Annotated in this window: 21 protein-coding genes; 19 read left to right on the forward strand and 2 right to left on the reverse strand. The window is 61.9% G+C overall.

The window, feature by feature from the left end:
• Positions 1-78: 78 nt before the first annotated feature.
• Positions 79-945, reverse strand: a complete 867-nt coding sequence (locus tag DIE12_RS28385) for a hydroxymethylpyrimidine/phosphomethylpyrimidine kinase (RefSeq protein WP_044846297.1) — start codon at positions 943-945, stop codon at positions 79-81.
• Positions 946-1,199: 254 nt separating this feature from the next.
• Between DIE12_RS28385 and DIE12_RS28390 the strand changes: the two genes are divergently transcribed.
• From DIE12_RS28390 to DIE12_RS28425, 8 genes are all read left to right on the forward strand, one after another.
• Entirely contained in the window at positions 1,200-1,370 is a 171-nt protein-coding gene (locus DIE12_RS28390) for a rubredoxin (protein ID WP_004186709.1), read from the forward strand.
• Positions 1,371-1,474: 104 nt separating this feature from the next.
• Positions 1,475-2,776 carry a hypothetical protein gene (locus DIE12_RS28395; RefSeq protein ID WP_124551414.1) on the forward strand — a complete coding sequence of 434 codons (1,302 nt, stop codon included), beginning with the start codon at positions 1,475-1,477 and terminating at the stop codon, positions 2,774-2,776.
• Between the two features lie 182 nt (positions 2,777-2,958).
• Complete coding sequence (locus DIE12_RS28400) at positions 2,959-3,537, forward strand: YqgE/AlgH family protein (protein WP_044846295.1); 579 nt, start codon at positions 2,959-2,961, stop codon at positions 3,535-3,537.
• The gene (ruvX, locus tag DIE12_RS28405; RefSeq protein ID WP_124488742.1) at positions 3,534-3,983 is read left to right on the forward strand and encodes a Holliday junction resolvase RuvX; all 450 of its coding nucleotides are present in this window, start codon (positions 3,534-3,536) and stop codon (positions 3,981-3,983) included. Before DIE12_RS28400 ends, ruvX begins: the two co-directional genes overlap by 4 nt.
• On the forward strand, positions 3,970-4,485 hold the full coding sequence (pyrR, locus tag DIE12_RS28410) for a bifunctional pyr operon transcriptional regulator/uracil phosphoribosyltransferase PyrR (RefSeq protein ID WP_059538920.1): 516 nt from the start codon (positions 3,970-3,972) through the stop codon (positions 4,483-4,485). Before ruvX ends, pyrR begins: the two co-directional genes overlap by 14 nt.
• A 74-nt stretch (positions 4,486-4,559) precedes the next feature.
• The gene (locus tag DIE12_RS28415; protein WP_044846292.1) at positions 4,560-5,591 is read left to right on the forward strand and encodes an aspartate carbamoyltransferase catalytic subunit; all 1,032 of its coding nucleotides are present in this window, start codon (positions 4,560-4,562) and stop codon (positions 5,589-5,591) included.
• Between the two features lie 52 nt (positions 5,592-5,643).
• Positions 5,644-6,930: a dihydroorotase gene (locus DIE12_RS28420; protein WP_124523356.1), complete on the forward strand. Its 1,287-nt coding sequence runs from the start codon at positions 5,644-5,646 to the stop codon at positions 6,928-6,930.
• 19 nt (positions 6,931-6,949) lie between these two features.
• Entirely contained in the window at positions 6,950-7,807 is an 858-nt protein-coding gene (locus DIE12_RS28425; RefSeq protein WP_124551415.1) for a 1-acyl-sn-glycerol-3-phosphate acyltransferase, read from the forward strand.
• A 33-nt stretch (positions 7,808-7,840) separates the two neighbouring features.
• Here the strand turns inward: DIE12_RS28425 and DIE12_RS28430 are convergent, their stop codons facing one another.
• Positions 7,841-8,680, reverse strand: a complete 840-nt coding sequence (locus DIE12_RS28430; RefSeq protein WP_124551416.1) for a symmetrical bis(5'-nucleosyl)-tetraphosphatase — start codon at positions 8,678-8,680, stop codon at positions 7,841-7,843.
• A gap of 341 nt (positions 8,681-9,021) precedes the next feature.
• Here DIE12_RS28430 and rfbB point away from each other — a divergent pair, with 341 nt between their 5' ends.
• The 11 genes from rfbB to DIE12_RS28485 all read left to right on the forward strand — a co-directional run bounded on the left by rfbB (position 9,022) and on the right by DIE12_RS28485 (position 23,587).
• On the forward strand, positions 9,022-10,083 hold the full coding sequence (gene rfbB / locus DIE12_RS28435; RefSeq protein WP_124551417.1) for a dTDP-glucose 4,6-dehydratase: 1,062 nt from the start codon (positions 9,022-9,024) through the stop codon (positions 10,081-10,083).
• An 11-nt stretch (positions 10,084-10,094) separates the two neighbouring features.
• Complete coding sequence (gene rfbA, locus DIE12_RS28440) at positions 10,095-10,988, forward strand: glucose-1-phosphate thymidylyltransferase RfbA (RefSeq protein WP_124551418.1); 894 nt, start codon at positions 10,095-10,097, stop codon at positions 10,986-10,988.
• Entirely contained in the window at positions 10,973-11,524 is a 552-nt protein-coding gene (rfbC, locus tag DIE12_RS28445) for a dTDP-4-dehydrorhamnose 3,5-epimerase (RefSeq protein ID WP_124551419.1), read from the forward strand. The genes rfbA and rfbC overlap by 16 nt, the downstream gene beginning before the upstream one ends.
• 14 nt (positions 11,525-11,538) lie before the next feature.
• Entirely contained in the window at positions 11,539-12,459 is a 921-nt protein-coding gene (gene rfbD / locus DIE12_RS28450) for a dTDP-4-dehydrorhamnose reductase (protein ID WP_124551420.1), read from the forward strand.
• Positions 12,460-12,808: 349 nt separating this feature from the next.
• Positions 12,809-13,639: an ABC transporter permease gene (locus DIE12_RS28455; RefSeq protein ID WP_124551421.1), complete on the forward strand. Its 831-nt coding sequence runs from the start codon at positions 12,809-12,811 to the stop codon at positions 13,637-13,639.
• Positions 13,640-13,693: 54 nt separating this feature from the next.
• Positions 13,694-17,221: a glycosyltransferase gene (locus tag DIE12_RS28460; RefSeq protein WP_124551422.1), complete on the forward strand. Its 3,528-nt coding sequence runs from the start codon at positions 13,694-13,696 to the stop codon at positions 17,219-17,221.
• Positions 17,218-18,177: an NAD-dependent epimerase/dehydratase family protein gene (locus tag DIE12_RS28465; protein ID WP_124551423.1), complete on the forward strand. Its 960-nt coding sequence runs from the start codon at positions 17,218-17,220 to the stop codon at positions 18,175-18,177. Before DIE12_RS28460 ends, DIE12_RS28465 begins: the two co-directional genes overlap by 4 nt.
• A gap of 1 nt (position 18,178) precedes the next feature.
• On the forward strand, positions 18,179-19,234 hold the full coding sequence (locus DIE12_RS28470) for a glycosyltransferase (RefSeq protein WP_124551424.1): 1,056 nt from the start codon (positions 18,179-18,181) through the stop codon (positions 19,232-19,234).
• Entirely contained in the window at positions 19,231-20,250 is a 1,020-nt protein-coding gene (locus DIE12_RS28475) for a glycosyltransferase family 2 protein (RefSeq protein ID WP_221624283.1), read from the forward strand. The genes DIE12_RS28470 and DIE12_RS28475 overlap by 4 nt, the downstream gene beginning before the upstream one ends.
• Before the next feature lie 2 nt (positions 20,251-20,252).
• Positions 20,253-21,647, forward strand: coding sequence for an ABC transporter ATP-binding protein (locus tag DIE12_RS28480; protein WP_124551425.1), 1,395 nt, complete (start codon positions 20,253-20,255; stop codon positions 21,645-21,647).
• Positions 21,641-23,587, forward strand: a complete 1,947-nt coding sequence (locus DIE12_RS28485) for a bifunctional 2-polyprenyl-6-hydroxyphenol methylase/3-demethylubiquinol 3-O-methyltransferase UbiG (RefSeq protein ID WP_124551426.1) — start codon at positions 21,641-21,643, stop codon at positions 23,585-23,587. Before DIE12_RS28480 ends, DIE12_RS28485 begins: the two co-directional genes overlap by 7 nt.
• The last annotated feature ends 4 nt before the right edge of the window (positions 23,588-23,591 follow it).

Consider the following 23,591-nt stretch of genomic DNA (forward strand, 5'->3'; position numbering starts at 1 on the left):
GGACATTCGCGGGCGGACCTGCCGCCCCCGCGCGAGGGTGAGCCGCGTGCAACGGCGGCGCAGGGCCGCCGTGCGGGTTCAATGCCGGGCGATCCGCGGGGAGGTTTTGCTGCTTTCCGTCACCGGGCGTCCGCCTTCCTCATCGTTGCTGCGGGCCCAGAAGAACCGGTCGGGCAGGTACGCGCCCATGCCGGGCCGGAACGCGTCGCGCACGGCCTGGTACAGGTATTCCTGCGCCTCGCGCACCGCTTCGGGCGGCTCCTGGCCATTCGCGAGTAGGGCCGCGATCGCCGCGCCGAGCGTATCGGTGATGCCCATCAACCGGTGCGGCGAGCGATCCCACATGTCTTCGCGAAGCTGGCCTTCCTCGCCGTACAGCGTGTTGACGAGCCGGTGCGAGCCCGTCTCCGACGACAGGATGTACTCGCAGCCCTGCGACAGCAGGTGCGACACGGCCGCGTCGAGATTCGGCGCCTCGGCATCGCCGTCCGGCTGCGCGAGCGCGATCAGCGTCGCGTGGTCGGCGACCAGCAGCGTCGTCTGCGGCGCGAGCAGGTCGGCGATCGATTCGCGCAGGTCGTCGGCGGCGAGCACGTGCTCGTCGTCGAGCGTGAAGTCCGGCGCGAGCACGAGCGGCACGCCGTCGTAGTCGGCGACCACTTCGGCGATCGCGCTCACGACTTCCGCGCGCGTCGCCGCGCCGATCTTGAACGCGGCGACCGGCATGTCCTCGAGCAGCATACGCGCCTGGGCGGCGACGACATCGGGATCGAGACCGGTCACTTCGTCGCAGGCGGCCGAGTCGCGCACGGTATAGCCCGTCAGGACGGACACGCCGTGGCAGCCCATGCTCGCCAGTGTCATCAGATCGGCTTGGAGGCCGGAGCCGCCGGTGGGATCGGACAGGCCGAAGGTGAGGACGATCGGAGGGGCGTTGCTGGACATGTAAAAATGGGGCAAGAAAAAAACGGGGAAGCGACGGAACTGCGGACGGCGAGGCGAAGTGGGCGTTTAGGCCCTGTGTTGCCCGGCAGGCCGCACTTTCCAGCCATTATGCGGCGGAATCCGGCCCGCACGACGGATTTTTTAGCGCAGCGCAACGTAGTCGCCGTACTCCAGCGCGATTGCTAGGCAGTCCGGCCCCGACACGGTACCATCATGGCTCCCGAATTTACCGACTTTTCCCGACGCGGCTTAAGATGGAATACAAGAGCTGGATGTGCCTGATTTGTGGCTGGATTTATGACGAAGAAGCCGGGCTGCCCGAAGAGGGCATCGCCCCGGGCACGCGCTGGGAAGACGTCCCGATCAACTGGACGTGCCCCGAATGCGGCGCTCGCAAGGAAGACTTCGAGATGGTCCAGATCTGACCGGACCCTTGGCCAACGGACACCCAGCTGCGGCCTCGCGGTTGCCTGGTGCTTGCGCGCCGAGGCCGGCGCGAGCGACTTGACGATGACAGGCGCGCGTGTCCATGACGGCCGATCCGGCGAACGTTCCCCACCCTGACGCATTACCCAACCCGCGCGGCGGGGCCGTGCGCGCGGCCGACGCGTGGCTCGCGGCGGCCGCCGACGCATTCGAGCGTCGCGACGACGCGGCCGCGCCGCTGTCGGCCGCTGCCGCCGTGCTGGCGGAGGCCGGCTGGCTGCCGGCCGCCCGATTCGCGGGGCAACTCGCCGCCGCGGTGCCGCTCGTCGCCGCCGAACCGGCTTGCGCCGCCTGGCGCCTCGCGTTGCGCGACTTCAGCGCGGCGGTCGGGCGCCACAATCTGCGCGAGCTGGCCTGCTCGCCCGTCCTGTTCGACCATTTCCGTGCGCTGCGTGCGCAAGGCTCGGCCGACCTGCACGCGAGCGTGCCGCTCGACACGCTGGCACTCGTCGGGCGCGCGACGCCGCCGGCGACGCTGCGCGCGTTGCCCGACGCATTCGCGAGCCGCGCGCGGGCCCGTTACGAGCAGGCGCTGCTCGGCGTGCTGCGCGCGCCGCACGGCACGCCGGACGCGGCGCTCGACGAGCTCGACACGACCCTGACCGCGCTGGCCGACGACGCGCCGTACGACTTCTGGCGGCTCGCCGCCGCGTGCCTGCGCGCGCTGCGCGCGTGCGCCGCGCCCGAACTGAAGCGTTTCCTCGCACGGACCAACCTGCTGCTCGGCGAGCACGCGCAGGGCAGGCGCAGCGCGCCGCCGGCGCTCGTGCGCGAGACGGTTGCGTTGCTGTGGCGCGATTTCGCGCTGTTCGGCGCGGCCGCGGAAGACGTCGCGCTCGTCGACGTGCTGCACGACTATGGGCTGACCGTGGACTGGCACGTCGCCGGCACGCCCGCGTCCGAGGCGCTGTGGGAAGCCGGCGCGGCGCAGGCCGAGCATGAGGCGGTCGCGGCGGCGCCCACCCGCATGCTCGGCGTCGTGACCGTCAACGCGCACGCGTATGAGGATTTCCTGCAGACGGCCGACGCATCGATGGCCGATCTGGCCGTCGATGCGGCCACGGCCGATGCGGGGGCCGCATGGCGGGCGTCCGCGGCCGCCTACCGGGTCGGTACGGCCGCCTGCGCGCTCGGGCTCGGTCACGCGGCGCTGCTGGCCGACACGCTCGGGCTCGCGTGGCGCCGTGCCGCACACGGCCTGCCGCTCGCCGACGGCGGGCTCGACGCGCACGGCCGGGCATCCGACCTGCTGCGCGGCGCGCTGCTGAAGATCGCCGCGGGGGTGGCGCCGCCGGACCTGACCGCGGCGTCCGAGGCGCTCGGCGCGGCGCTTGCCCCGAGCTGACGCGCAACGGGGCGCGACCGCGGCGGCAGCCCTTGCCACGCGGGCCGGCAACACGCTGCCGACAGCGCCCGCGCGCGTGTTAGAGTGCCGTGTGATCCGCGCGCGTCGTTGCCAGCGTCGTGCGGCGTTGCTTGTTGATCGCGGCCCGGTCAGGCCGCGGCGTCTTTGCTAAAATTCAAACCATGTCAAAGCCTTCCGATCGCATCAATCTCACCAACCAGTTCCTGATCGCCATGCCGAACATGGCGGATCCGACGTTTTCGGGAACGGTGGTCTATCTTTGCGATCACAGCGAGCGCGGTGCGCTCGGCCTCGTCATCAATCGGCCCACCGACATCGACCTCGAATCGCTGTTCAGCCGCATCGACCTGAAGCTCGACATCGAGCCGCTGCTGCACATTCCCGTGTACTTCGGCGGCCCGGTCCAGACCGAGCGCGGCTTCGTGCTGCACGAGCCGGTCGAGGGCGCGAACTACAACTCGTCCATGTCGGTCGAGGGCGGGCTCGAGATGACGACGTCGAAGGACGTGCTCGAGGCGGTCGCGACGGGCACCGGCCCGAAGCGCTTCCTGCTGACGCTCGGCCATGCCGGCTGGGGCGCCGGGCAGCTCGAGGAAGAAATTTCCCGCAACGGCTGGCTGACGGTCGCCGCCGATCCGCGCATCGTGTTCGACACGCCGGCCGAGGAGCGTTTCGAAGCCGCACTTGGCCTGCTCGGCGTCAGCTCGTCGATGCTGTCCGGCGAAGCAGGGCACGCATGAGCGGCGCGAGCGCGCGCGATGCGACGCTCCTGGCGTTCGATTACGGCGAGAAGCGGATCGGCGTCGCGATCGGCAATGCGCTGACGCGCTCGGCCCGCGCCCTCGTCGTGATTCCCAACCTGAACCGCGAGCACCGCTTCAAGGCGGTCGGCGAACTGCTGGCCGAATGGCGGCCGGACGCGCTCGTCGTCGGCCTGCCGATGCATCCGGACGGCACGCCGCACGACATGACGCAGCAGGCGAAGCGTTTCGGCAACCAGCTGAACGGCCGCTTCGGGCTGCCCGTCACGTGGGTCGACGAACGCTATTCGTCGGTCGAGGCCGAGGCCGGGCTGCGCGAGCGCAACGTGCGCGGCCGCGCACGCGCCGAGATACTCGATGCCGAGGCCGCGCGCGTGATCCTTCAACAGTATCTCGATCAATTGTCCGACCATGAGCACCATTGATGCCGACGCGCTCTACCGCGTCCTGCTCGACCAGATCCGCGACGCATACGGCACGGCCTTCGCCGAGCCGGGCGGCCCGCGGCTCGCCGGCATTCACAGCGGCGGCGCCTGGCTCGCCGAGCGCCTCGCGCGCGATCTCGGCGCGCCGGGATTCGGCGTCGTGAACGTCGCGCTGCATCGCGACGACTACGCGAAGAAGGGGCTGCACAGCCAGGCGAGCCCCACGTCGCTGCCGTTCGAGGTCGACGGCGCGCGCATCGTGCTCGTCGACGACGTGCTGTACACCGGCCGCACCGTGCGCGCCGCGCTCAACGAACTGTTCGACTACGGCCGTCCGGCCGCGGTCGAGCTTGCGGTGCTCGCCGATCGCGGCGGCCGCGAACTGCCGGTCGCCGCGCGTTTCGCGGGCGGCACCCTCGACGTGCCGGCCGATGCGACGCTCGTGCTCGCGCGCGACGAAGCCGCGCAGCTCACGCTGCGCATCGAGGCGCACGGCGCCTGAGCGAACCGCGCAACCGTATCCCGGGCCGCCGGTTCGTACCGCGGCCCGTTTGCATAGTTGGAATCACGCACACCATGACCACCGACACCACTGGCCGCACCGGCAATCCCGCCGCGGCCGCGAGCCCCGAGCGGTTCCGCTACGGTTTCCTGAAGGGCAACCCGCAGCTCACGAAAAACGGCGAGTTGAAACACCTGCTGTCGATCGAGGGCCTGCCGCGCTCGATCGTCAACCACATCCTCGACACGGCCGAGCAGTTCGTCAGCGTGACGGACCGCGAGGTGAAGAAGGTGCCGCTCCTGCGCGGCAAGTCGGTGTTCAACCTGTTCTTCGAGAACTCGACGCGCACGCGCACGACCTTCGAGATCGCCGCGACGCGCCTGTCGGCCGACGTGCTGAACCTGAACATCAACGCGTCGTCGACGAGCAAGGGCGAGTCGCTGCTCGACACGATCAACAACCTGTCGGCGATGCATGCCGACCTGTTCGTCGTGCGCCATGCGTCGAGCGGCGCGCCGTACCTGATCGCCGAGCACTGCGCGCCGCACGTGCACGTGATCAACGCGGGCGACGGCCGGCACGCGCACCCGACGCAGGGCCTGCTCGACATGTACACGATCCGTCACTACAAGCGCGACTTCACGAAGCTGCGTGTGGCGATCGTCGGCGACATCCTGCATTCGCGCGTCGCGCGCTCGGACATCCACGCGCTCACCACGCTCGGCGTGCCGGAAGTGCGCGCGATCGGCCCGCGCACGCTGCTGCCGGGCGGCCTCGAGCAGATGGGCGTGAAGGTGTTCCACAACCTCGACGAAGGCCTGAAGGGCGTCGACGTGATCATCATGCTGCGCCTGCAGAACGAGCGGATGAGCGGCGCGCTGCTGCCGTCCGCGCAGGAATATTTCAAGACGTGGGGCCTGACGCCCGAGCGCCTCGCGCTCGCCGCACCCGACGCGATCGTGATGCACCCGGGCCCGATGAACCGCGGCGTCGAGATCGACTCGCAGGTCGCCGACGGCCCGCAGTCGGTGATCCTCAACCAGGTCACGTTCGGCATCGCCGTGCGGATGGCGGTGATGGGCATCGTCGCCGGCAACAGCGACTGAGCCCGCTTTCGCGCATCCTTATTCACGCAATCAACGCATTTACAGACAGCGCATGAAGATTCATATCAAAGGCGGCACGCTGATCGACCCGGTCGCCGGCACCGAGCGGCAGGCCGACGTATTCGTCGCGGACGGCAAGATCGCCGCGCTCGCGGCAGCAGGTACGGCGCCGGCCGGTTTCGACGCGGACAAGACGATCGACGCGTCGGGCCTGATCGTCGCGCCCGGTCTCGTCGACCTGTGCGCGCGGCTGCGCGAGCCCGGCTACGAGCACAAGGCGACGCTCGCGTCCGAGATGGCCGCGGCCGTCGCGGGCGGCGTGACGACCCTCGTGTGCCCGCCGGACACCGACCCCGTGCTCGACGAGCCGGGCCTCGTCGAGATGCTCAAGTTCCGTGCCCGCAACCTGCACCAGGCGAACGTCCATCCGCTCGGCGCGCTCACCGTCGGCCTCAAGGGCGAAGTGATCACCGAGATGGTCGCGCTGACCGAATCGGGCTGCGTCGGCTTCACGCATGCGAACGTGCCGGTGCGCGACACGCAGGTGCTGCTGCGCGCGCTGCAATACGCGAGCACCTACGGTTACACGACGTGGCTGCGTCCGCTCGACGCGTTCATCGGCCGCGGCGGCGTCGCCGCGAGCGGCGCGCTCGCGTCGCGGCTCGGGCTGTCCGGCGTGCCGGTCGCGGCCGAGACGATCGCGCTGCACACGATCTTCGAACTGATGCGCGTGACAGGCGCGCGCGTGCACCTCGCCCGCCTGTCGTCGGCGGCCGGCCTTGCGCTCGTGCGCGCGGCGAAGGCCGAGGGGCTGCCCGTGACGTGCGACGTCGGCGTGAACCACCTGCACCTGATCGACGTCGACATCGGCTACTTCGATTCGCAGTTCCGGCTCGATCCGCCGCTGCGCGGCGAGCGCGATCGCGAAGCGATCCGCGCGGCGCTCGCCGACGGCACGATCGATGCGATCTGTTCCGATCACACGCCGGTCGACGACGACGAGAAGCTGCTGCCGTTCGCCGAAGCGACGCCGGGCGCGACGGGGCTCGAACTGCTGCTGTCGCTCACGGTGAAGTGGGCCGATGAAACGAACACGCCGCTCGCGCAGGCGCTGCGCCGCATCACGGCCGCGCCGGCCGACGTGCTGCAGTTGCCGGCAGGCCGCCTGGCCGAAGGCGGCGCGGCCGACCTGTGCGTGTTCGACCCGCGCGCGCACTGGCGCGTCGAGCCGCGCGTGCTGAAGAGCCAGGGCCACAACTCGCCGTTCCTCGGCTACGAACTGCCGGCCTGCGTGCGTGCGACGCTCGTGGCGGGGCAGGTCGCGTTCGAGCGTCACTGAACCCAGCCGGATCTTCGCCATGACCGCTCTTCGCAAGCTGCGTCTCGTCTTTCACCTGCTGCGCGGCATGGCGATCGTCGCGCTGCGCTTTTCGCATGTCACGCCCGCGCGCCGCGCCGAAATGACGCGCCGCTGGTCGCTCAAGATGCTGCGGATCTGCGGGATGCGCCTCGTCGTCCACAACGACGGCGCGCGGCTCGACGCGAGCGCGCTCGTGGTCGGCAATCACGTTTCGTGGCTCGACATCTACGCGATCAACGCATGGCGGCCGACGCCGTTCGTGTCGAAGGCCGAGGTGCGGCAGTGGCCGGTCGTCGGCTGGCTCGCCGAGAAGCTCGATACCGTGTTCCTGCAGCGCGAGAAGCGTACCGAGGCGATGCGGATCATGCACGAGATGGCCGAGCGCCTGCGTGGCGGCGGGCTGATGTGCGTGTTTCCGGAAGGCACCACGTCGGACGGGCAGGCGCTGCTGCCGTTCCATGCGAACCTGTTCCAGGCCGCGGTGTCGGCCGGCTGCGCGGTGCAGCCGGTCTGCCTGATGTACGAGGACGCGCAGCGGCGGCAGTCGGTCGCGCCGGCCTATACGGGCGAGCTGTCGCTCGGGATGTCGCTCGACATGGTGTTGCGCGGCGGGCCGCTCGTCGCGCATCTCTACGTGTGCGAGCCGATCGCGCCGGGCGGGGATCGGCGCACGACGTCGGCGGCGGCCCGCGATGCGATCGCGGCCGCGCTGGCGACGTTGCAGGAGAAGGTCGGCAAGCCGTCGGCCGAGTCGCTCGCGGCGCTGCAGAAGCATGCGTATCCGGCGACCGAGCTCGGCGGCGGTGCGGCGGGTGATGCGGCGGCCGAGGAGCCGGTGCCGGGGCGGGAGGGGTGAGGTTTCATTCCGCCCGCGCGCCGCGCGTGCGGGTCATTCGCCGCCCGGCGTGCGGCACGCCTCGCACTGCACCTGCGTGACCGTACGCTGCGCCGGGTCGGCCGTCAGTCGCACGGCCGACAGCTGATTTCCCCATACGCACCCCGAATCGAGCGCGACGACGTTGTCGCGCAGCATCAGGCCGAGCGCGGCCCAGTGACCGAACACGACCGTTACGTTTTCGGTGCGGCGTGCCGGTACGTCGAACCACGGCAGGTAGCCAGGTGGCGCGCTGTCGGGGCCGCCGTTCGCCTTGAACTCCATCGCGCCATCGGGCGTGCAGAACCGCAAGCGCGTGAACGCGTTGAACGCGACGCGCATCCGGTCGCGTTTTTTCAGGTTCGGACTCCATTGATTCGGTTCGTTGCCGTACAGGCCTTGAAGCGTGTCGCGCCAGTCGGGGGCGCGCAGTGCGCGCTGGAGTTCGTCTGCGAGTTCGAGCGCGAGCGATGTGTCCCATTGCGGCAGTACGCCCGCGTGCACGAGCAGCATGTCGTTTTCGAAGTGCGCGAACGGGCGGTGGCGGACCCAGTCCAGCAGCGCGTCGGCGTCGGGGGCGTCGAGGATTTCGCCGATCGTGTCGCCCGGGCGTTCGGTGCGGATGCCGGCTGACACCGCGAGCAGATGGAGGTCGTGGTTGCCGAGCACGACGGTCGCGCGCGGGCCGAGGTCGACCAGCGCGCGCAGCGCGGCGAGGGAGTCGGGCCCGCGGTTGACGATGTCGCCGGCGATCCATAGCGGGGTGTCGGCGGGGGCTGAAAGCTTTTCGGACAGCGACTGGAAAGCTGAATGACAGCCTTGGATGTCGCCGATGGCGATGGGGGTGCGGGTCATAAGAGGCGGATCCTGCGGGTTTCCCGGGAAAAAGAAAAGTAATCGGAATTCAGCGTAATTTTTGGGTCGATGTTCTCTGAAATGCGCTTGAATTGGTGGGAAATTCTGTTGACGGCAAGGGTGCGGAGCGCTGTATCAAGTTGTTAGCAACATGGCTTTTGCGCCGCGCGGCTCCCTATAATTGTCGTTTTCCCGAACAAAATTAGCATTTCATGACTTTGGCGGACATGTTGAACGGTTAAAATTCCCGGTCTGATGTGGCGACCATCGCCAAGTGCTTCGAATTTTGACGCGGCGACCGCCTGGAGGCGTCCGCCGCGCATTACTACTGAGGGAGTCTCATGATTCTGGTTACGGGCGGCGCGGGCTTTATCGGTGCCAACTTTGTACTCGACTGGCTGCGCGATTCCGACGAAGCGGTGCTCAATGTCGACAAGCTGACCTATGCCGGCAACCTCCGTACGCTGCAGTCACTGGACGGCAATCCGAAACATGTGTTCGCACGCGTCGACATCTGCGATCGTACCGCGCTCGACGCACTGTTCGCCGAGCACAAGCCGCGCGCCGTGCTGCACTTCGCCGCAGAAAGCCACGTCGATCGATCGATCCACGGCCCGGCCGATTTCGTGCAGACCAACGTCGTCGGCACGTTCACGCTGCTGGAAGCCGCCCGCCAATACTGGAACGGCCTGAACGACGCTGACAAGGCGGCGTTCCGTTTCCTGCACGTGTCGACCGACGAGGTGTTCGGCTCGCTGTCGGCGACCGATCCGCAGTTTTCCGAGATGACGCCGTATGCGCCGAACAGCCCCTATTCGGCAACGAAGGCGGGCTCGGACCATCTCGTGCGTGCCTACCACCATACGTACGGACTCCCGACGCTGACGACCAACTGTTCGAACAACTATGGTCCGTATCAGTTCCCGGAGAAGCTGATTCCGCTGATGATCGCGAATGCGCTCGCCGGCAAGCCGCTGCCCGTGTACGGCGACGGCCAGAACGTGCGCGACTGGCTGTATGTCGGCGACCACTGCAGCGCGATTCGTGAAGTGCTCGCGCGCGGCGTGCCGGGCGAGACCTACAACGTCGGCGGCTGGAACGAAAAGAAGAACCTCGAGGTCGTGCATACGCTGTGCGACCTGCTCGACAAGGCGCGCCCGAAGGCGGCCGGTTCGTATCGCGATCAGATCACCTACGTGACGGATCGCCCGGGCCACGATCGCCGCTACGCGATCGATGCGCGCAAGCTCGAGCGCGAACTTGGCTGGAAGCCCGCGGAAACGTTCGAAACGGGCTTGGCAAAGACTGTCGACTGGTATCTCGACAACCAGGTGTGGGCCGACGAAGTCGCGTCGGGCGAGTACCGCAAGTGGGTCGAAACCAACTATGCGAAGCGCAGCTGAGGAGAAACACGATGGCACGTAAAGGCATCATCCTGGCGGGCGGTTCGGGCACGCGGCTGTATCCGATCACGCACGTCGTATCGAAGCAGCTGCTGCCGGTGTACGACAAGCCGATGATCTACTACCCGCTGTCGACGCTGATGGTCGCCGGCATTCGCGATGTGCTGATCATCTCGACGCCGCAGGACACGCCGCGCTTCGAGTCGATGCTCGGCGACGGCAGCCAGTGGGGGATGAACATCCAGTATGCGGTGCAGCCGTCGCCCGACGGCCTCGCGCAAGCGTTCATCATCGGCAAGGAGTTCGTCGGCAACGATCCGTCGGCGCTGATTCTCGGCGACAACATCTTCTACGGCCACGATCTCGCGAAGCAGCTCGAGCGTGCGCACGCGCAGGAAGCCGGTGCGACGGTGTTTGCTTATCACGTGCACGATCCCGAACGTTACGGTGTCGTTGAATTCGACAAGTCCTTCCGCGCGCTTTCCATCGAGGAGAAGCCCGCGCAGCCGCGCTCGAACTATGCGGTGACCGGCTTGTACTTCTACGACAACCGCGTATGCGACATCGCGGCCGATATCAAGCCGTCGCCCCGCGGCGAGCTGGAGATCACCGACGTCAATTCGCGGTACCTGAAGGAGGGCGCGCTCAATGTCGAGATCATGGGGCGCGGTTATGCGTGGCTTGATACCGGCACGCACGATTCGTTGATCGAGGCCGCCAGCTTCATCGCGACGCTGCAGAAGCGTCAGGGTCTCGTGGTCGCGTGCCCGGAAGAGATTGCCTACCGCCGCAACTGGATTGACTCGGAGCAAGTGCTGAAGCTTGCGCAACCGCTCGCGAAGAATGCGTACGGGCAGTACCTGAAGAACATTCTCATGGATCGAGTCGCATGGCCATCCAAGTAACGGCAACGGCGCTGCCTGAAGTCAAGATCATCGAGCCGAAGGTGTTCGGCGACGCGCGTGGGTTCTTCTATGAGAGCTTCAATGCGCGTGAATTCGCGGAGCAGGTCGATCCGGGCGTCGAGTTCGTGCAGGACAACCATTCGCGTTCGGCGAAGGGTGTGTTGCGCGGGCTGCATTATCAGATCCAACATGCGCAAGGTAAGCTCGTGCGCGTCGTGGAGGGCGAGGTGCTCGACGTTGCGGTCGATATCCGCAAGAGCTCACCCAATTTCGGCAAGTGGGTCGGCGTGCGGCTTTCGGCCTGGAACCATCGGCAGCTTTGGGTGCCGCCGGGTTTCGCGCATGGCTTCGTCGTGCTGTCGGAGGCGGCCGAGTTTCTGTACAAGACGACCGATTACTGGTTTCCGGAGCATGAGCGCTGCATCGTCTGGAATGATCGAGATCTGAGTATCGACTGGGAAATCGATGGCGAACCGCTGCTCGCACCCAAGGATGCGAACGCGGCGCGATTGGCCGATGCCGAGGTTTATGCATGATAGGCGGGAAACGTATGCGTCTTGAGGATTCCCAACAGAACGGGCGCCGGATATTGGTGACCGGCGCCCAGGGCCAAGTAGGCTTCGAGCTCGTCCGTGCCCTGCAGGGGCTTGGAGAGGTCGTTGCGCCTGACCGTTCCGCTTTGGACATCGCCAACTTCGATCAGATTCGTACCGTTGTGCGCGAAGTGCAGCCGTCACTGATCATCAATCCTGCAGCTTATACGGCAGTGGATGCAGCTGAGCATGACGCAGATACTGCGATGCGTGTAAACGGCGTCGCTCCGGGGGTGTTGGCGGAAGAGGCGAAGCGCCTTGGTGCAGCGTTGATTCACTACTCCACGGACTACGTGTTCGACGGCACCAAGACATCGAGCTACACCGAAGCCGATCCAACGAATCCGCAGAACGTCTACGGACGTACCAAGCTTGCGGGCGAGCAGGCTGTCTTCTCGGTGGCAGAAAGCAGTGCGCTCGTTTTCCGGACGAGTTGGGTTTATGGCGCACGGGGCCGAAACTTCCTGTTAACAATGTTGCGCCTCGGATCCGAGCGTTCAGAATTGAGGGTGGTTGCAGATCAGGTTGGTGCGCCGACTTGGAGTAATACGATTGCCGCAATGACGGCGCATGTGGTTGCTCAGGCTAGGTCAGCTCTCGACCCCGACGAATGGTGGAGGGAGCGTTCGGGCGTGTACCACCTGACGGCTGCAGGCGAAACCTCGTGGCACGGATTTGCGTCCACGATTTTTGAGTTGGCGGATTTGCCAGCGCGTCCGGCCGTACTGCCGATTTCGGCGTCGGATTATCCGACCCCCGCGAAACGTCCATCGAACTCTCGGCTGTCGAACGACAATCTTGCAAGGGTGTTCGGGCTGATCGCACCGGATTGGCGCGAGTCTCTTTGCCTTTGTTTGAGAGAAATGCTGGGGAAATAGCGGTCTGCCGACCGAGGCCGAGGTTTCTTCATACTAGCGACGGAACGTCAGATGCGGAGGAGCTGCAGGGCGTGCGGTTACAGGAGCGGAAGTGGAGCACTTCACGCGACCCGACGATCAACCTGGTATTTTCGCATGACATCCGTCCATTTGCCCCACTTGCTGGCGTCTTTCGTCGCGCAGTGGTGTACATAAGGCTACCATCGATCCGATGTCTTGTCCGCGTTGTCCGGTGTGTCCGTCTTGTTCTGCAACCTCACTTGGCCATCAACGACCGTGCTCAGCCGGGTTGCTGCGAACAAACGTGTATCAGGCAACCCATTCAACCTGTTACTGAACAGTACCACCTATGAATCCTCATAACGCACACGCTGCCAGTGTGAACGAACTGGTCCGATCGACCTGGCGGAATCGTTCATTGATTTTCCAGATGACAATTCGAGAGGTGCTAGGGCGCTATCAGGGCTCACTGATGGGGCTAGCTTGGTCGTTTTTCAATCCGCTTCTTCTGCTCATCGTTTATACGGTGATTTTCGGCGTGATTTTCAAATCTCGGTGGGGTGGTTCTGACATCACCAACAAGGGCGATTTCGCGATCATCATTTTTGCCGGAATGCTGGTGCACGGCATGTTTTCCGAATGCTTTACACGTGCCCCCGGCCTGATTGCCGGCAATCCCAATTATGTCAAGAAGGTTGTCTTTCCGCTGGAAATTCTACCGTGGATTTCTATGGGCTCAGCCGTTTTTCATACGATCGTGAGTTGGGGAGTGTTGGTCGTGGCGCAAGTCATCCTGCGCCATGCGATGCCGTGGACTATCGTGTTCTTTCCGATTGTGATGTTTCCGCTTGTGCTCGCGACTATGGGGTGTACCTGGTTTCTTGCCGCGACGGGCGTTTATTTGCGCGACGTTACGCAAATCACGGGGATCGTCACGACCGTACTTATGTTTCTGTCGCCGATGTTTTATCCGGTATCGGCGCTTCCAGCGATGTATCAGAAATTGCTTTATATCAATCCGCTGACTTACGTCATCGAATCGGCTAGGGATGTGCTGATTTGGGGAAGGCAGCCGCACTGGATTTCATGGGCATTGTATACGTTGGGTAGTGGGGTCGTCGCCTGGATTGGGTTCTGGTGGTTTCAGAAGACGAGGAAGGGATTTTCAGACGTTTTGTGATCACAGAGTGGCATGTGCCGCTCGGAAATTGCTCTACCTTATCTGCGCTGAACTATGAATGCATTAGCCGTCAAAAATGTTCCGAATCGAGCCATCACGTGGGTGCGAATCCGCCGCTGGGCATTCCTGCTACGCGACTGCCCGCTGGTGGCGCCGAAATGGTACCGTGAACAATATCCGGATGTAGCGCAAGCCGGATTGGATGAGTTGACGCACTACCTTACGCGAGGTTGGCGAGAAGGGCGCAATCCCGGTCCCGGATTCGATGGCGCATATTACCTCGCACGATACCCGGACGTAGCCGCTTCCGGCCTGCCACCGTTGCTGCATTACTGGGTCGTCGGTCGCCGTGAATTGCGCCGTCCGAACCCGAGCTTGGACCTGGAGTGGATTACGGCTGCCGCCAAGCGAGATGGCGACCAACAATGCGCCGTGCCAATGACCACGGGATCGCCAATCGGACGCGCGGATGACGATCGTCTCTCGATGAGCGTCATTATCCCGACCTACAACCGGGAGCGTATGTTACCCGGGGTGCTTGACGCATGGCGTGAGGTCGATCGGATGACGGAGGTGCCATACGAAATCATCTTTTCGGATGATGGGTCGGAAGACGGCACGGTGGCGCTATTGGAGGCGGTCAGGGATTTGCCGATTCGCGTGTTGCGTAACCAACATGGTGGTGCGTCGTCAGCGCGCAATGCCGCAATCCGTGCGGCAAAAGGCCAGCGGCTTCTGATTATCGGCGATGATATTTTCCCGCACCCAGATCTCATCAACGTGCATTTGGCACTCGGAGCCGCAAAGGGTCCGCTCGTGGCAACGCTCGGTGTCGTGGACTGGCATCCAGAGTTGAAGGTCAATCATTTGATGACGCACATCACGGAGATCGGTAACGAGCAGTTCAGCTATAACCGGTTGAGGGATGGTGAGTACGTTGACTTCCGGCATTTCTACACATGCAATATCTGTGTGGATCGGGATATCCTGGTGAACCAGGAGACGCTGTTTGATCATCGCTTCGACCAGTATGGTTTCGAAGACATCGAATTGGGCTATCGCCTGGCTCGTCAAGGGATGCGCATCTTTTACACGCGTGATGCGAAAGGCGATCATTTTCACCCGTATAACATTGCTGGCTTCTGCCGACGCCAAATCGCAGCGGGCCGCATGGCCGTCGTATTCCGTTCGATGCACCTCGAAGTTGGAGCGATTGTCGGGGTGGACGCGCTCCAGCAGGCACTGAAGAGCGGTTTGCCTGCGCCAGATGTCGAGGCTACGTGGAAATCACGTCTTGAAAGACTCGTTGCGCGCGCCGAGAACTATGAGCACTTGTTTGACATTGCAAACCGCGCAGGCCGGCTAATTATCGGCAATTGTCTGAGCGCGATATACGTGCCGCTGTTCCGCGCGATGTACGAGCATGGTGTGCTCCAGCGTCTCGCCGGGACGGAAGCGGTGCTTTCGCTTGCCATGTCACGCCATTTCGGAGCGGCATGGGAGCCATACTGGCAATTGCTTGACGCCGATGGCCCGGATTTCAAGAGCGTGACTCGGGCAACTCTCGACGAGATGGTGGAAACGAGCCTGCTCGGCGCCGAAGTCAGCGATACGCTAGCGTCTGGAATATGCCGGGAAGTGTCGATACTCGCTGCCACACAGGGGGCGGCCGGTGCAGCCACATCAACGGGAGCAAGGTGGCGGCGTCGGATTTCGATTGGCGTTCGCTACCTTCGGCATAACCCGAGACAGCTTGTTGCTCTCATGCACGACATGCTGCGTCGTCGGCGCATGCAGGCGAGTGCACACATGCGACCTTCCGGGGATGTTCCGCAAGTCAACCTTAGTTCGTCGATTGCGTTGGTCGTTGAGCCTAGCGGTATGGAAGTCGAACCACTCGTCGCGCAATTTGCGACCGCGTTCGGCGAAGCAGTCCGCGTATTCGAACGCATCGATGTGGATACGTTGCGCGAGCGTGGTACCAGCAATGTATTTGCCGTCGACAAGGTGCCATGCGGCGTGCTGTATTGGCCGGATGAGGACGGTTCGATCGGCGATACAGACGCGCTGATGGACGCGTGGCTTGCGGTGGTCGAGAATGGAGTCGACGTTGCTGTGATTTCGTATGGCTACGATGAACCGGCGACGGTCTGCGCCGGTAGTTGCCGCAATCACCTGCTGTTCTCGCGTCGCATCGCACAGTCGGTATTCGACGGCGCGCTCGCACGCGGCGCGTTCACTGGCAAGGTAATCCGCGTCGAAGCGGGGGCGAACTTGCCGTTGCCTAAGGCGCAGCCACTGAGTGAATGGATTGGTACGTGTGTCACGACTGATCCGATCGGCTTTTTCGTCACTGAGCGTTCGCCTGATGCCGCTATTCGCTTTCTTGCCCCGCAGTTTCCCAAGTGTCGGGCTGCTCGGCCGGTCATATTTGTTTTTCCGATTTTTGTCGCAGTCGGCGGGGTCGAGCGCAATACTGTCGAGATCATCCGTGAACTGAACACGCAATACGATTTCGTTGTGGTGACGATGGAGCGATTGCGTGCCGAACAAGGTAGTCTTGGCCGACAGTTTCAGGATGCAGGTGCGCGTCTTGTGCAAATGTCCGAATTTACAGACCACGCCAATTATCTGCGCGTACTCGGACATTTGAAGGCGTGGCTGAAACCGTCTCTGGTCTGGATCTGCAATGGTTCGCCCTGGCTTGGCGACAATGCGCAACGGCTGCGCTTACTGTTCGCTGATGTTCCGATGGTCGATCAGCAGGTGTATGACGTCGAACAAGGTTGGATTAACCGCTATCATGAGCCGGGTATTCGTTCGTTCGATCGCTTCATTGCCGTCAACCAAAAGATCCATAGGCGGTTTATCGGCGAGCTTGGCCGCAGTCCCTCCCAGGTCGACCTCATCTACTCGGCCGTCAATACCGACCGCATTGTTGACTACAAGAGTGGAGTGCAGTCGCGTACCAAAGTATTGCAAAAGTACGATTTGCCGGGTGACAAGCGTCTGTTTGCGTTTATTGGTCGCTTGACTGCACAAAAGCGCCCGATTGAATTTCTGCGTCTTGCTGCAGCCCGTGCGCTCAACAATGATGAGCTGTTCGTGCTCGTCGGCGACGGTGAGCTTGCGCCCAATGTCGATATGTTTATTCGCGAGCAGCGTCTCACAAACGTGGTTCGCATTCCGTACGTTGCCAATACATTGGAGCTCGATTCGGTGCTCGACGGACTGGTGTTTACGTCCGCCTATGAGGGGTTGCCGATTGCGATGCTGGAGGCATTGCTGCTCGCGGTGCCGACATTTGCGACCGATGTCGGCGATATTGGTGTGGTGCTGGAGGAGTTCGAAGGCGGGCTCGTCTATCCGGTCGACGCATCGAAGGCTCAGATGCTGGAAGCATTCGATCGCTGGCTGGCCCGGCACGACCAGTTCCGCTCTGCGCTTATCGCAAACGAGTCCGCGTTGCTTGAGCGATTTTCCAGCAGGCGCATCGCTGGACAATATGTCGACTGCTTCGACAAGGCGATGGCAAGCTATCGCGATGGGGTGCGGAAATCGGCAAATGAGGAGGGGCGATGAAGCGAGCTCTATTGATTGGTGGTGGTGGCTTCATTGGTCGACACGTAGCGGATGCATGCTCGAAGGCCGGCTTCGAGGTGCGAGTAGTCGACGTTTCTCAACCTGCGATGGACGCTAATCCGGCGAACGGCTTGTCGCCGCAAACAGAGGTATGCGTCGGCGATTATGGCGATGCGGTTTTCTTGCGCGAGGTTATTCGAAACGTCGACGTGGTTGTCCATCTGGCACACGACGCGATGCGTATGAATATCGAATGTGATATGCCGCAAGAATACGAGCGTAATATCCTGCCCGCAACTCGGCTGATGGAAGCATGTATTGATGCGGGCGTGAAGAAATTCGTGTTCGTTTCTTCAGGGGGGACTGTTTATGGAAACCAACCCGCCGGCGTATCGATTGCCGAGTCGACGGTCACGCGACCGGTTTCGCTCTACGGCACTTCGAAGCTGTGCATTGAGCATATCGCATTGCTGTATCACGTCCAGCGCCAGTTGCCTGCCGTTATCGTTCGTCCGGGCAACGCATATGGTTCGGGGCAAGTGCCATTTCGCGGTCAGGGGCTTATTGCGACCGCTCTAGCATCGGCGCAGCAAGGCCGCGAGGTAACGATCTTTGGTGACGGCAATGCGGTCCGCGACTATACCCATGTGCTGGACATAGCGGACGCGATCACGAAAATTGCGGAAAGTGGAACGCCTGGCGAAATTTATAACGTCGGAACGGGTGTCGGGGTTTCTGTGCGGGAACTTCTGAATGACTATCTCGCACCCGCCCTCGAGAACACCGGGGTTCGGCTTGCCGTGAAATATCACGATGCACGCCGCGCCGATGTCGAATACAACGTGCTCAATTGCGCGAAGCTTACAGAGCAAACTGGCTGGGTTTCTTCCATTGGATTGCGGCAAGGCGTAGAGCAGACGCTCGCTTGGCTGAGCACTCGTAGAGAGGCGAATTGAGATGTGCCTAGTTTCCGTCGTAATTCCTAGCTATAACCATGCGCGCTACATTCGTAAAGCCGTCAATAGCGTGCTTGAGCAGTCGCATCGCGAGCTGGAACTCATCGTGATCGATGACGGGTCGAAGGACGAATCACTGGACTATCTCAGGACTGTGACGGACTCTCGCTTTCGGTTGGTTGAGCAGCCGAACGCTGGCGCTCACAATGCGATCAATCGCGGTCTTGAGGCTGCAAAGGGCGACTATCTCGCCATTCTAAATTCTGACGACGTTTTCCATCCGACTCGATTGCAAGCATCTCTCGATGTACTCGCCGGCGGGGCGGTCGACCTCGTGGCGACGTGGATCGAAGTCATCGACGCTGATGGCAATGCACGCGGAGTGAAGGAGGGCTGGCACAACATGCTACCGTGGCCGATCGCGAAGCCCGAGCGTACATTCGCCATCAGCAATGATTTTGCTAAGAATCTGTTGATGACGAATTTTGTGTCGACCACGAGTAACGTCGTGTTTTCTAGGCGCTTATACGAGCGTATTGGCGGCATGCGCAATTTGCGTTTCGCGCACGACTGGGATTTCCTGCTTCGTGCTGCGCGTACTTTCGAGTGCGCTTTGATTCCGCAGCCCCTATTGCAGTACCGAATTCATTCGTCGAATACGATTTCATCGAATCGCGCATGGATGTTGTTCGAGATTTGCTGGGTTCTGGCGGTCGGCATGATGCTCTATGAGGGTGACGTTTTGTACGGTGACGCCGATCATGACAGACTGACTGCTGACGTGCGTGCGATTGCCGAGTCGATCAACGCACAGGGCAACGATCGAATTATCTGGATGATTCGCCAGTTCATCGACGCGCGTCGTCGTGCTGGCGAGGCTGATCCGGAGCTGCGACTGCTTGACGACAAAGCGTTGCGGGATGTGTTCATCGAATATATCGATCTCGGCGATAAACCGGATGCCGTGTCAGTTGCACCGCTGCCCGCACGCGTTCCAGCTGGCGTGAAGGGAATCGCGTACAGGATTGCTCGACGCCTTGCTTCCGGCGCAGTATGACGACCCTCGATGCCCTCGCTCCCGGCATGTCTCGAGGAGCGAAAGTTGGCGTGGCGATCGTCAATTGGAATGCGCAATCGATGCTTGACCGCGCAATGGAAGCATTGGCTCGTCAGACAGTCGCGCCTCATCGAGTCGTCGTCGTCGATAACGCAAGCAGCACGTTCGATGCTTCGCCCAGCGAGCCAAGCAACACACACTATGAGCGGCTCGATTACAACAGCGGCTTTGCACGTGGCAATAACTTAGCTGTCGCGCTGCTCGATGATTGCGATTGGATCGCGCTCATCAACCCCGATGCATTTCTCGCGGATGACTGGATCGAGAGAATGCTCGCCGCGGCCGCGGCCGAAGTCGAGTATGCGTTTTTTGCTGGTAAGACATTAATCGCTGACGAGCCTTCGCTCCTCGACGGCGCAGGCGACAACTATCACGTGAGCGGTATCGCGTGGCGGCGGGGCTATCGTCACGCCGACTCGCACGCGTCGTCACGTATTGAAGTTTTCGGACCATGTGCAGCCACGGCAATGTACGCCAAAGATGCGTTCGACGCTGTAGGCGGATTTGACGAGGATTTTTTTTGTTATTTCGAAGACGTCGATCTGGCGTTCCGCCTGCGTCTGGCAGGTTTTCGCTGCCTATTCGTTCCGGATGCCGTCGCGCTGCACGTTGGTTCTGGTACGACTGGTGGGCAACATAGCGATTTCGCCGTATACCACGGGCATCGCAATGTGGTTTGGACGTACGTGAAGAACATGCCAGGCGTTTGGTTCTGGCTTTTCCTGATTCCGCATCTGGCTATGAATTTCGCGGCCTGCCTCCTATTTGCGATGAGAGGGCAGGCTCGCACAATCTTCCGAGCCAAGCGGGACGCACTGCGCGGGCTGCTGCGAATGTTGAGGAAGCGTACCGAAGTACAGCGGCGGCGCGTCGCGCGATCCGCGGATTTATTGAGGGTGATGAACAAGTCGCTGTTGCCATTGGCACGGCGCTGGCCGGACCGTCGAGCAAAATGACCATGACGAGCAAAATTGAAATTGAATCTGCAATCAGTGTGTCGCACGTTAGCAAGTGCTACAACATTTATGAGAAGCCCCGCGATCGATTGCTGCAAATGTTGCATCGCGGACGCAAGACGCTGTACCGTGAATTCTGGGCATTGAACGACGTTAGCTTCACCGTTGCACCTGGAGAGACCGTCGGTATCGTCGGGCGTAACGGGTCGGGCAAATCGACGCTGCTGCAGATCATCGCCGGCACATTGACTCCGACAAAGGGCGACGTTACTACCAACGGGCGCGTCGCTGCGCTGCTCGAACTCGGGTCCGGCTTCAACACCGAATTTTCCGGGCGCGAGAACGTCTACCTCAATGGTTCGTTGCTGGGGCTGACAAAGGAAGAGATCGATTCACGGTTCGACAGCATCGCAGCTTTCGCCGACATCGGGCGTTTTATTGATCAGCCAGTCAAAACGTATTCCAGCGGCATGATCGTGCGTCTCGCATTCGCGGTTCAGGCGCAGATTGATCCAGCCATCCTGATCGTCGACGAGGCACTGGCGGTCGGCGATGCAAAATTTCAGGCGAAGTGCTTTGATCGCCTCCGACAACTCAAGGATAATGGCACCAGCATTCTTCTCGTCACGCACAGCAGCGAGCAAGTCGTGATGCACTGCTCGCGCGCCATTCTGTTGGATGCAGGACAGAAAGTGTTCGAAGGGCAACCGCGCGAAACGGTGAACCGGTATCTCGACTTGCTGTTCGGCCGCGAGCGAAAGGCCGTCGCTGTGACGCAAGTCGATAATGACGAGCATCATGAGCCGGCCTCAGAGCAGGCGACAGAAACTCGCGGCGAGTCGGAACCGAAGTCGTTCACTAAGCCGGCATACGAGCAAATGGCCGAAGCTGTACAACTGGTATTCGATCGAGACGCATTCGTGACGCGTCCATCGTACAACTCGTACGAATATCGCTGGGGGGACGGCGCTGCGTCGATTACCGATTTCCTCGTGATGAGCGATGGCGTCGCTTACCCGAACGCGATTGCGACTACAGCGTCGGTTGAATTGCAGATCGCTTTCACGATCAATGCGCCAATAATGCGTCCAATCCTCGGGGTCACGATTAAGACCAAAGAGGGCGTGACCGTCTATGGTAGCAACTCCGAATTGTTGCAATGCGATGGGTTTGAAACCATGTGCGAAGCCGGTTCGCGATGGGTGGCACACGTGAAATTCGATTGCCATCTCGGTCCCGGAGACTATTTCGTTTCGCTTGGCGTTGCGACGCGGCATGGCGAAGAGATCGTGCCACACGATCGCCGCTACGATGCTATTCATCTTGTGGTGGCGACCGATTCACGATTCTTTGGGCTGTCAAATCTTGGTATGAAAATGGAATCCGAATTATGCTGACTCAACGATTGGAACTAGAGTCGGCCGGTTACGTGTTCGACGACGCGATTCGCATCTGGCGTCGCGATGTGAGCAGTGCATTTGGCTATAGCGATGGTGACGAGGTCGAACAGTCGCTAGCCCGCATTCTGCTGGAGGCAACGGATCTTTCGGTACTCTCACCGGAATTGGCGGCACACTGCACCGACTGGCCGCGCCGGTATCACCTCAGCGCTTCGCGTGCAAACTTGTTGCGTCCGCTTTCTCATCGCTTGACGGGCGACATCCTCGAGATCGGCGCAGGTTGCGGTGCGATTACACGCTATCTCGGCGAGTGCGGGGGTAGCGTTCTCGCACTCGAGGGTAGTCGCCGGCGTGCTTCGATCGCCGCATTGCGCACTCGGGATCTTCCAAATGTAGTGGTGCTGAACGAGCGATTTGGAGACTTTGCAGTCGATCGTAAGTTCGACGTCGTCACTTTGATCGGGGTACTAGAATACGCGGCGCTATTCGGCGACGGCGAAGACCCTGCGCATTCCATGCTCGAAACAGTTTGTCGGATGCTCAAGCCCGGCGGCATCTTGATTCTCGCAATTGAAAACCAGCTTGGTTTGAAGTATCTCGCTGGTGCACCGGAGGATCATCTCGGCATTCCGATGTTCGGTGTCCAAGGGCTTTATCAAAAACCCGGCGTTGAGACGTTCGGCAAGCTTGAACTCGAACGGCGGTTGGCTGCGGCCGGCTTTCGCACGCGGCAATTGGCGCTGCCATTTCCTGACTACAAGCTACCGTCGTCGGTGCTGTTGCCCGCCGCCCTTGAGTCGCGAACGCGGTTTCATGCCGATACACTTGCCGCTCAAACCGCGACCCGCGATCCTCAAGTCAATTCGAAGGTGCTCACGTTTGCGCTCGAACGCGCATGGCGCACAGTCGGTTGCAATGGTTTACTCGCCGATTTAGCGAATTCTTTCCTGTTCGTGGCGTCGCCATCAGAAGCCGGTACTTCGCCGTTTGAGCCGGATGTTCTGGCGTTCCATTACTCGTCCGAGCGGCAGCCTGCTTTTTGCAAGGCGGCAGCGTTCGTGCGGCACGACGAGGTCGTTCAGGTGCAACGCCGGTTGCTGTCCGGCGCCACGCCCGCGTCTGATTCCGTGTTCGCGCACCGGATGACAGATGAGATGTGGATCGAAGGTGTCGCGCTTGATGAGGATTTCGGGAGTTTGTTGACGACACCCGGTTGGAGCATTCGACAAGTCGCCAATATCGCACACCGTTATGTCGAAGCGCTGTTCGCAATGAGCGGTGCTCGGGTTGCACGGCCACCAAGGCTAACCCCCGATTTCGAATTTCCGGGCGATATGCTTGACGTCGTTCCGCAGAATATTATCATCGCGAGCGATGGCACGCCGCGTGCCATCGACCAGGAATGGTCGTCGAGGGAAGCATTGCCAGTCGGTTATCTCGTTTTCCGGGCACTAACGCTCATGTTACGGTCGACATCGACCTGCGCGCTTCCTGCGGACCTGCGTTGGTTGAACCGCTGCACTTTCTACGCCGAGACGTTCGCTCATCTGGGGATGGATCTGACGCAGCCAATGATCAAAGACTATCTGGAGCGCGAAGCACGATTCATGAGCTTTGCAGTCGGGCGTACGATAGATCCCGAGGATCTGACCTATTGGCTCGATGCTCATCTGCCAAGCCAACTCGATTTGCACGTGGGCAAAACGAGCGAGTTGAAGGCGCGCAATGTGGAACTGTCTAACACCGTTCTACAATTGCGTGCCGACTATGACGACCTTCAGAGCCGAGAGGTAAAGGCGCTAGAGTCGAGCAAGGAGGCGCAACTCGCGGAGTTGCGGATGCGTGCAGAGTTGGACGAGGTGGTTCGGTCTCGCATGTGGCGGACGACGCGCTCATTGATCACAGTTGTCGACAGACTCAAGCGAATTCTCGGATGATCGT

Origin of the sequence: Burkholderia sp. Bp9015 (assembly GCF_003853505.1) — a bacterium.
In the GTDB taxonomy this organism is placed as follows: Bacteria; Pseudomonadota; Gammaproteobacteria; order Burkholderiales; family Burkholderiaceae; genus Burkholderia.

Bases quoted from the DNA above. Each gene is read 5' to 3' on its own strand.
- DIE12_RS28425 (WP_124551415.1), top strand. From the start codon at position 6,950: ATGACCGCTCTTCGCAAGCTGCGTCTCGTCTTTCACCTGCTGCGCGGC.
- DIE12_RS28480 (WP_124551425.1), top strand. From the start codon at position 20,253: ATGACGAGCAAAATTGAAATTGAATCTGCAATCAGTGTGTCGCACGTT.
- DIE12_RS28385 (WP_044846297.1), bottom strand. From the start codon at position 945: ATGTCCAGCAACGCCCCTCCGATCGTCCTCACCTTCGGCCTGTCCGAT.
- rfbC (WP_124551419.1), top strand. From the start codon at position 10,973: ATGGCCATCCAAGTAACGGCAACGGCGCTGCCTGAAGTCAAGATCATC.
- DIE12_RS28395 (WP_124551414.1), top strand. From the start codon at position 1,475: ATGACGGCCGATCCGGCGAACGTTCCCCACCCTGACGCATTACCCAAC.
- DIE12_RS28455 (WP_124551421.1), top strand. From the start codon at position 12,809: ATGAATCCTCATAACGCACACGCTGCCAGTGTGAACGAACTGGTCCGA.
- DIE12_RS28400 (WP_044846295.1), top strand. From the start codon at position 2,959: ATGTCAAAGCCTTCCGATCGCATCAATCTCACCAACCAGTTCCTGATC.
- DIE12_RS28430 (WP_124551416.1), bottom strand. From the start codon at position 8,680: ATGACCCGCACCCCCATCGCCATCGGCGACATCCAAGGCTGTCATTCA.
- DIE12_RS28460 (WP_124551422.1), top strand. From the start codon at position 13,694: ATGAATGCATTAGCCGTCAAAAATGTTCCGAATCGAGCCATCACGTGG.
- DIE12_RS28485 (WP_124551426.1), top strand. From the start codon at position 21,641: ATGCTGACTCAACGATTGGAACTAGAGTCGGCCGGTTACGTGTTCGAC.
- rfbB (WP_124551417.1), top strand. From the start codon at position 9,022: ATGATTCTGGTTACGGGCGGCGCGGGCTTTATCGGTGCCAACTTTGTA.
- DIE12_RS28470 (WP_124551424.1), top strand. From the start codon at position 18,179: ATGTGCCTAGTTTCCGTCGTAATTCCTAGCTATAACCATGCGCGCTAC.
- rfbD (WP_124551420.1), top strand. From the start codon at position 11,539: ATGCGTCTTGAGGATTCCCAACAGAACGGGCGCCGGATATTGGTGACC.
- pyrR (WP_059538920.1), top strand. From the start codon at position 3,970: ATGAGCACCATTGATGCCGACGCGCTCTACCGCGTCCTGCTCGACCAG.
- DIE12_RS28390 (WP_004186709.1), top strand. From the start codon at position 1,200: ATGGAATACAAGAGCTGGATGTGCCTGATTTGTGGCTGGATTTATGAC.
- DIE12_RS28475 (WP_221624283.1), top strand. From the start codon at position 19,231: ATGACGACCCTCGATGCCCTCGCTCCCGGCATGTCTCGAGGAGCGAAA.
- DIE12_RS28420 (WP_124523356.1), top strand. From the start codon at position 5,644: ATGAAGATTCATATCAAAGGCGGCACGCTGATCGACCCGGTCGCCGGC.
- DIE12_RS28415 (WP_044846292.1), top strand. From the start codon at position 4,560: ATGACCACCGACACCACTGGCCGCACCGGCAATCCCGCCGCGGCCGCG.
- ruvX (WP_124488742.1), top strand. From the start codon at position 3,534: ATGAGCGGCGCGAGCGCGCGCGATGCGACGCTCCTGGCGTTCGATTAC.
- DIE12_RS28465 (WP_124551423.1), top strand. From the start codon at position 17,218: ATGAAGCGAGCTCTATTGATTGGTGGTGGTGGCTTCATTGGTCGACAC.
- rfbA (WP_124551418.1), top strand. From the start codon at position 10,095: ATGGCACGTAAAGGCATCATCCTGGCGGGCGGTTCGGGCACGCGGCTG.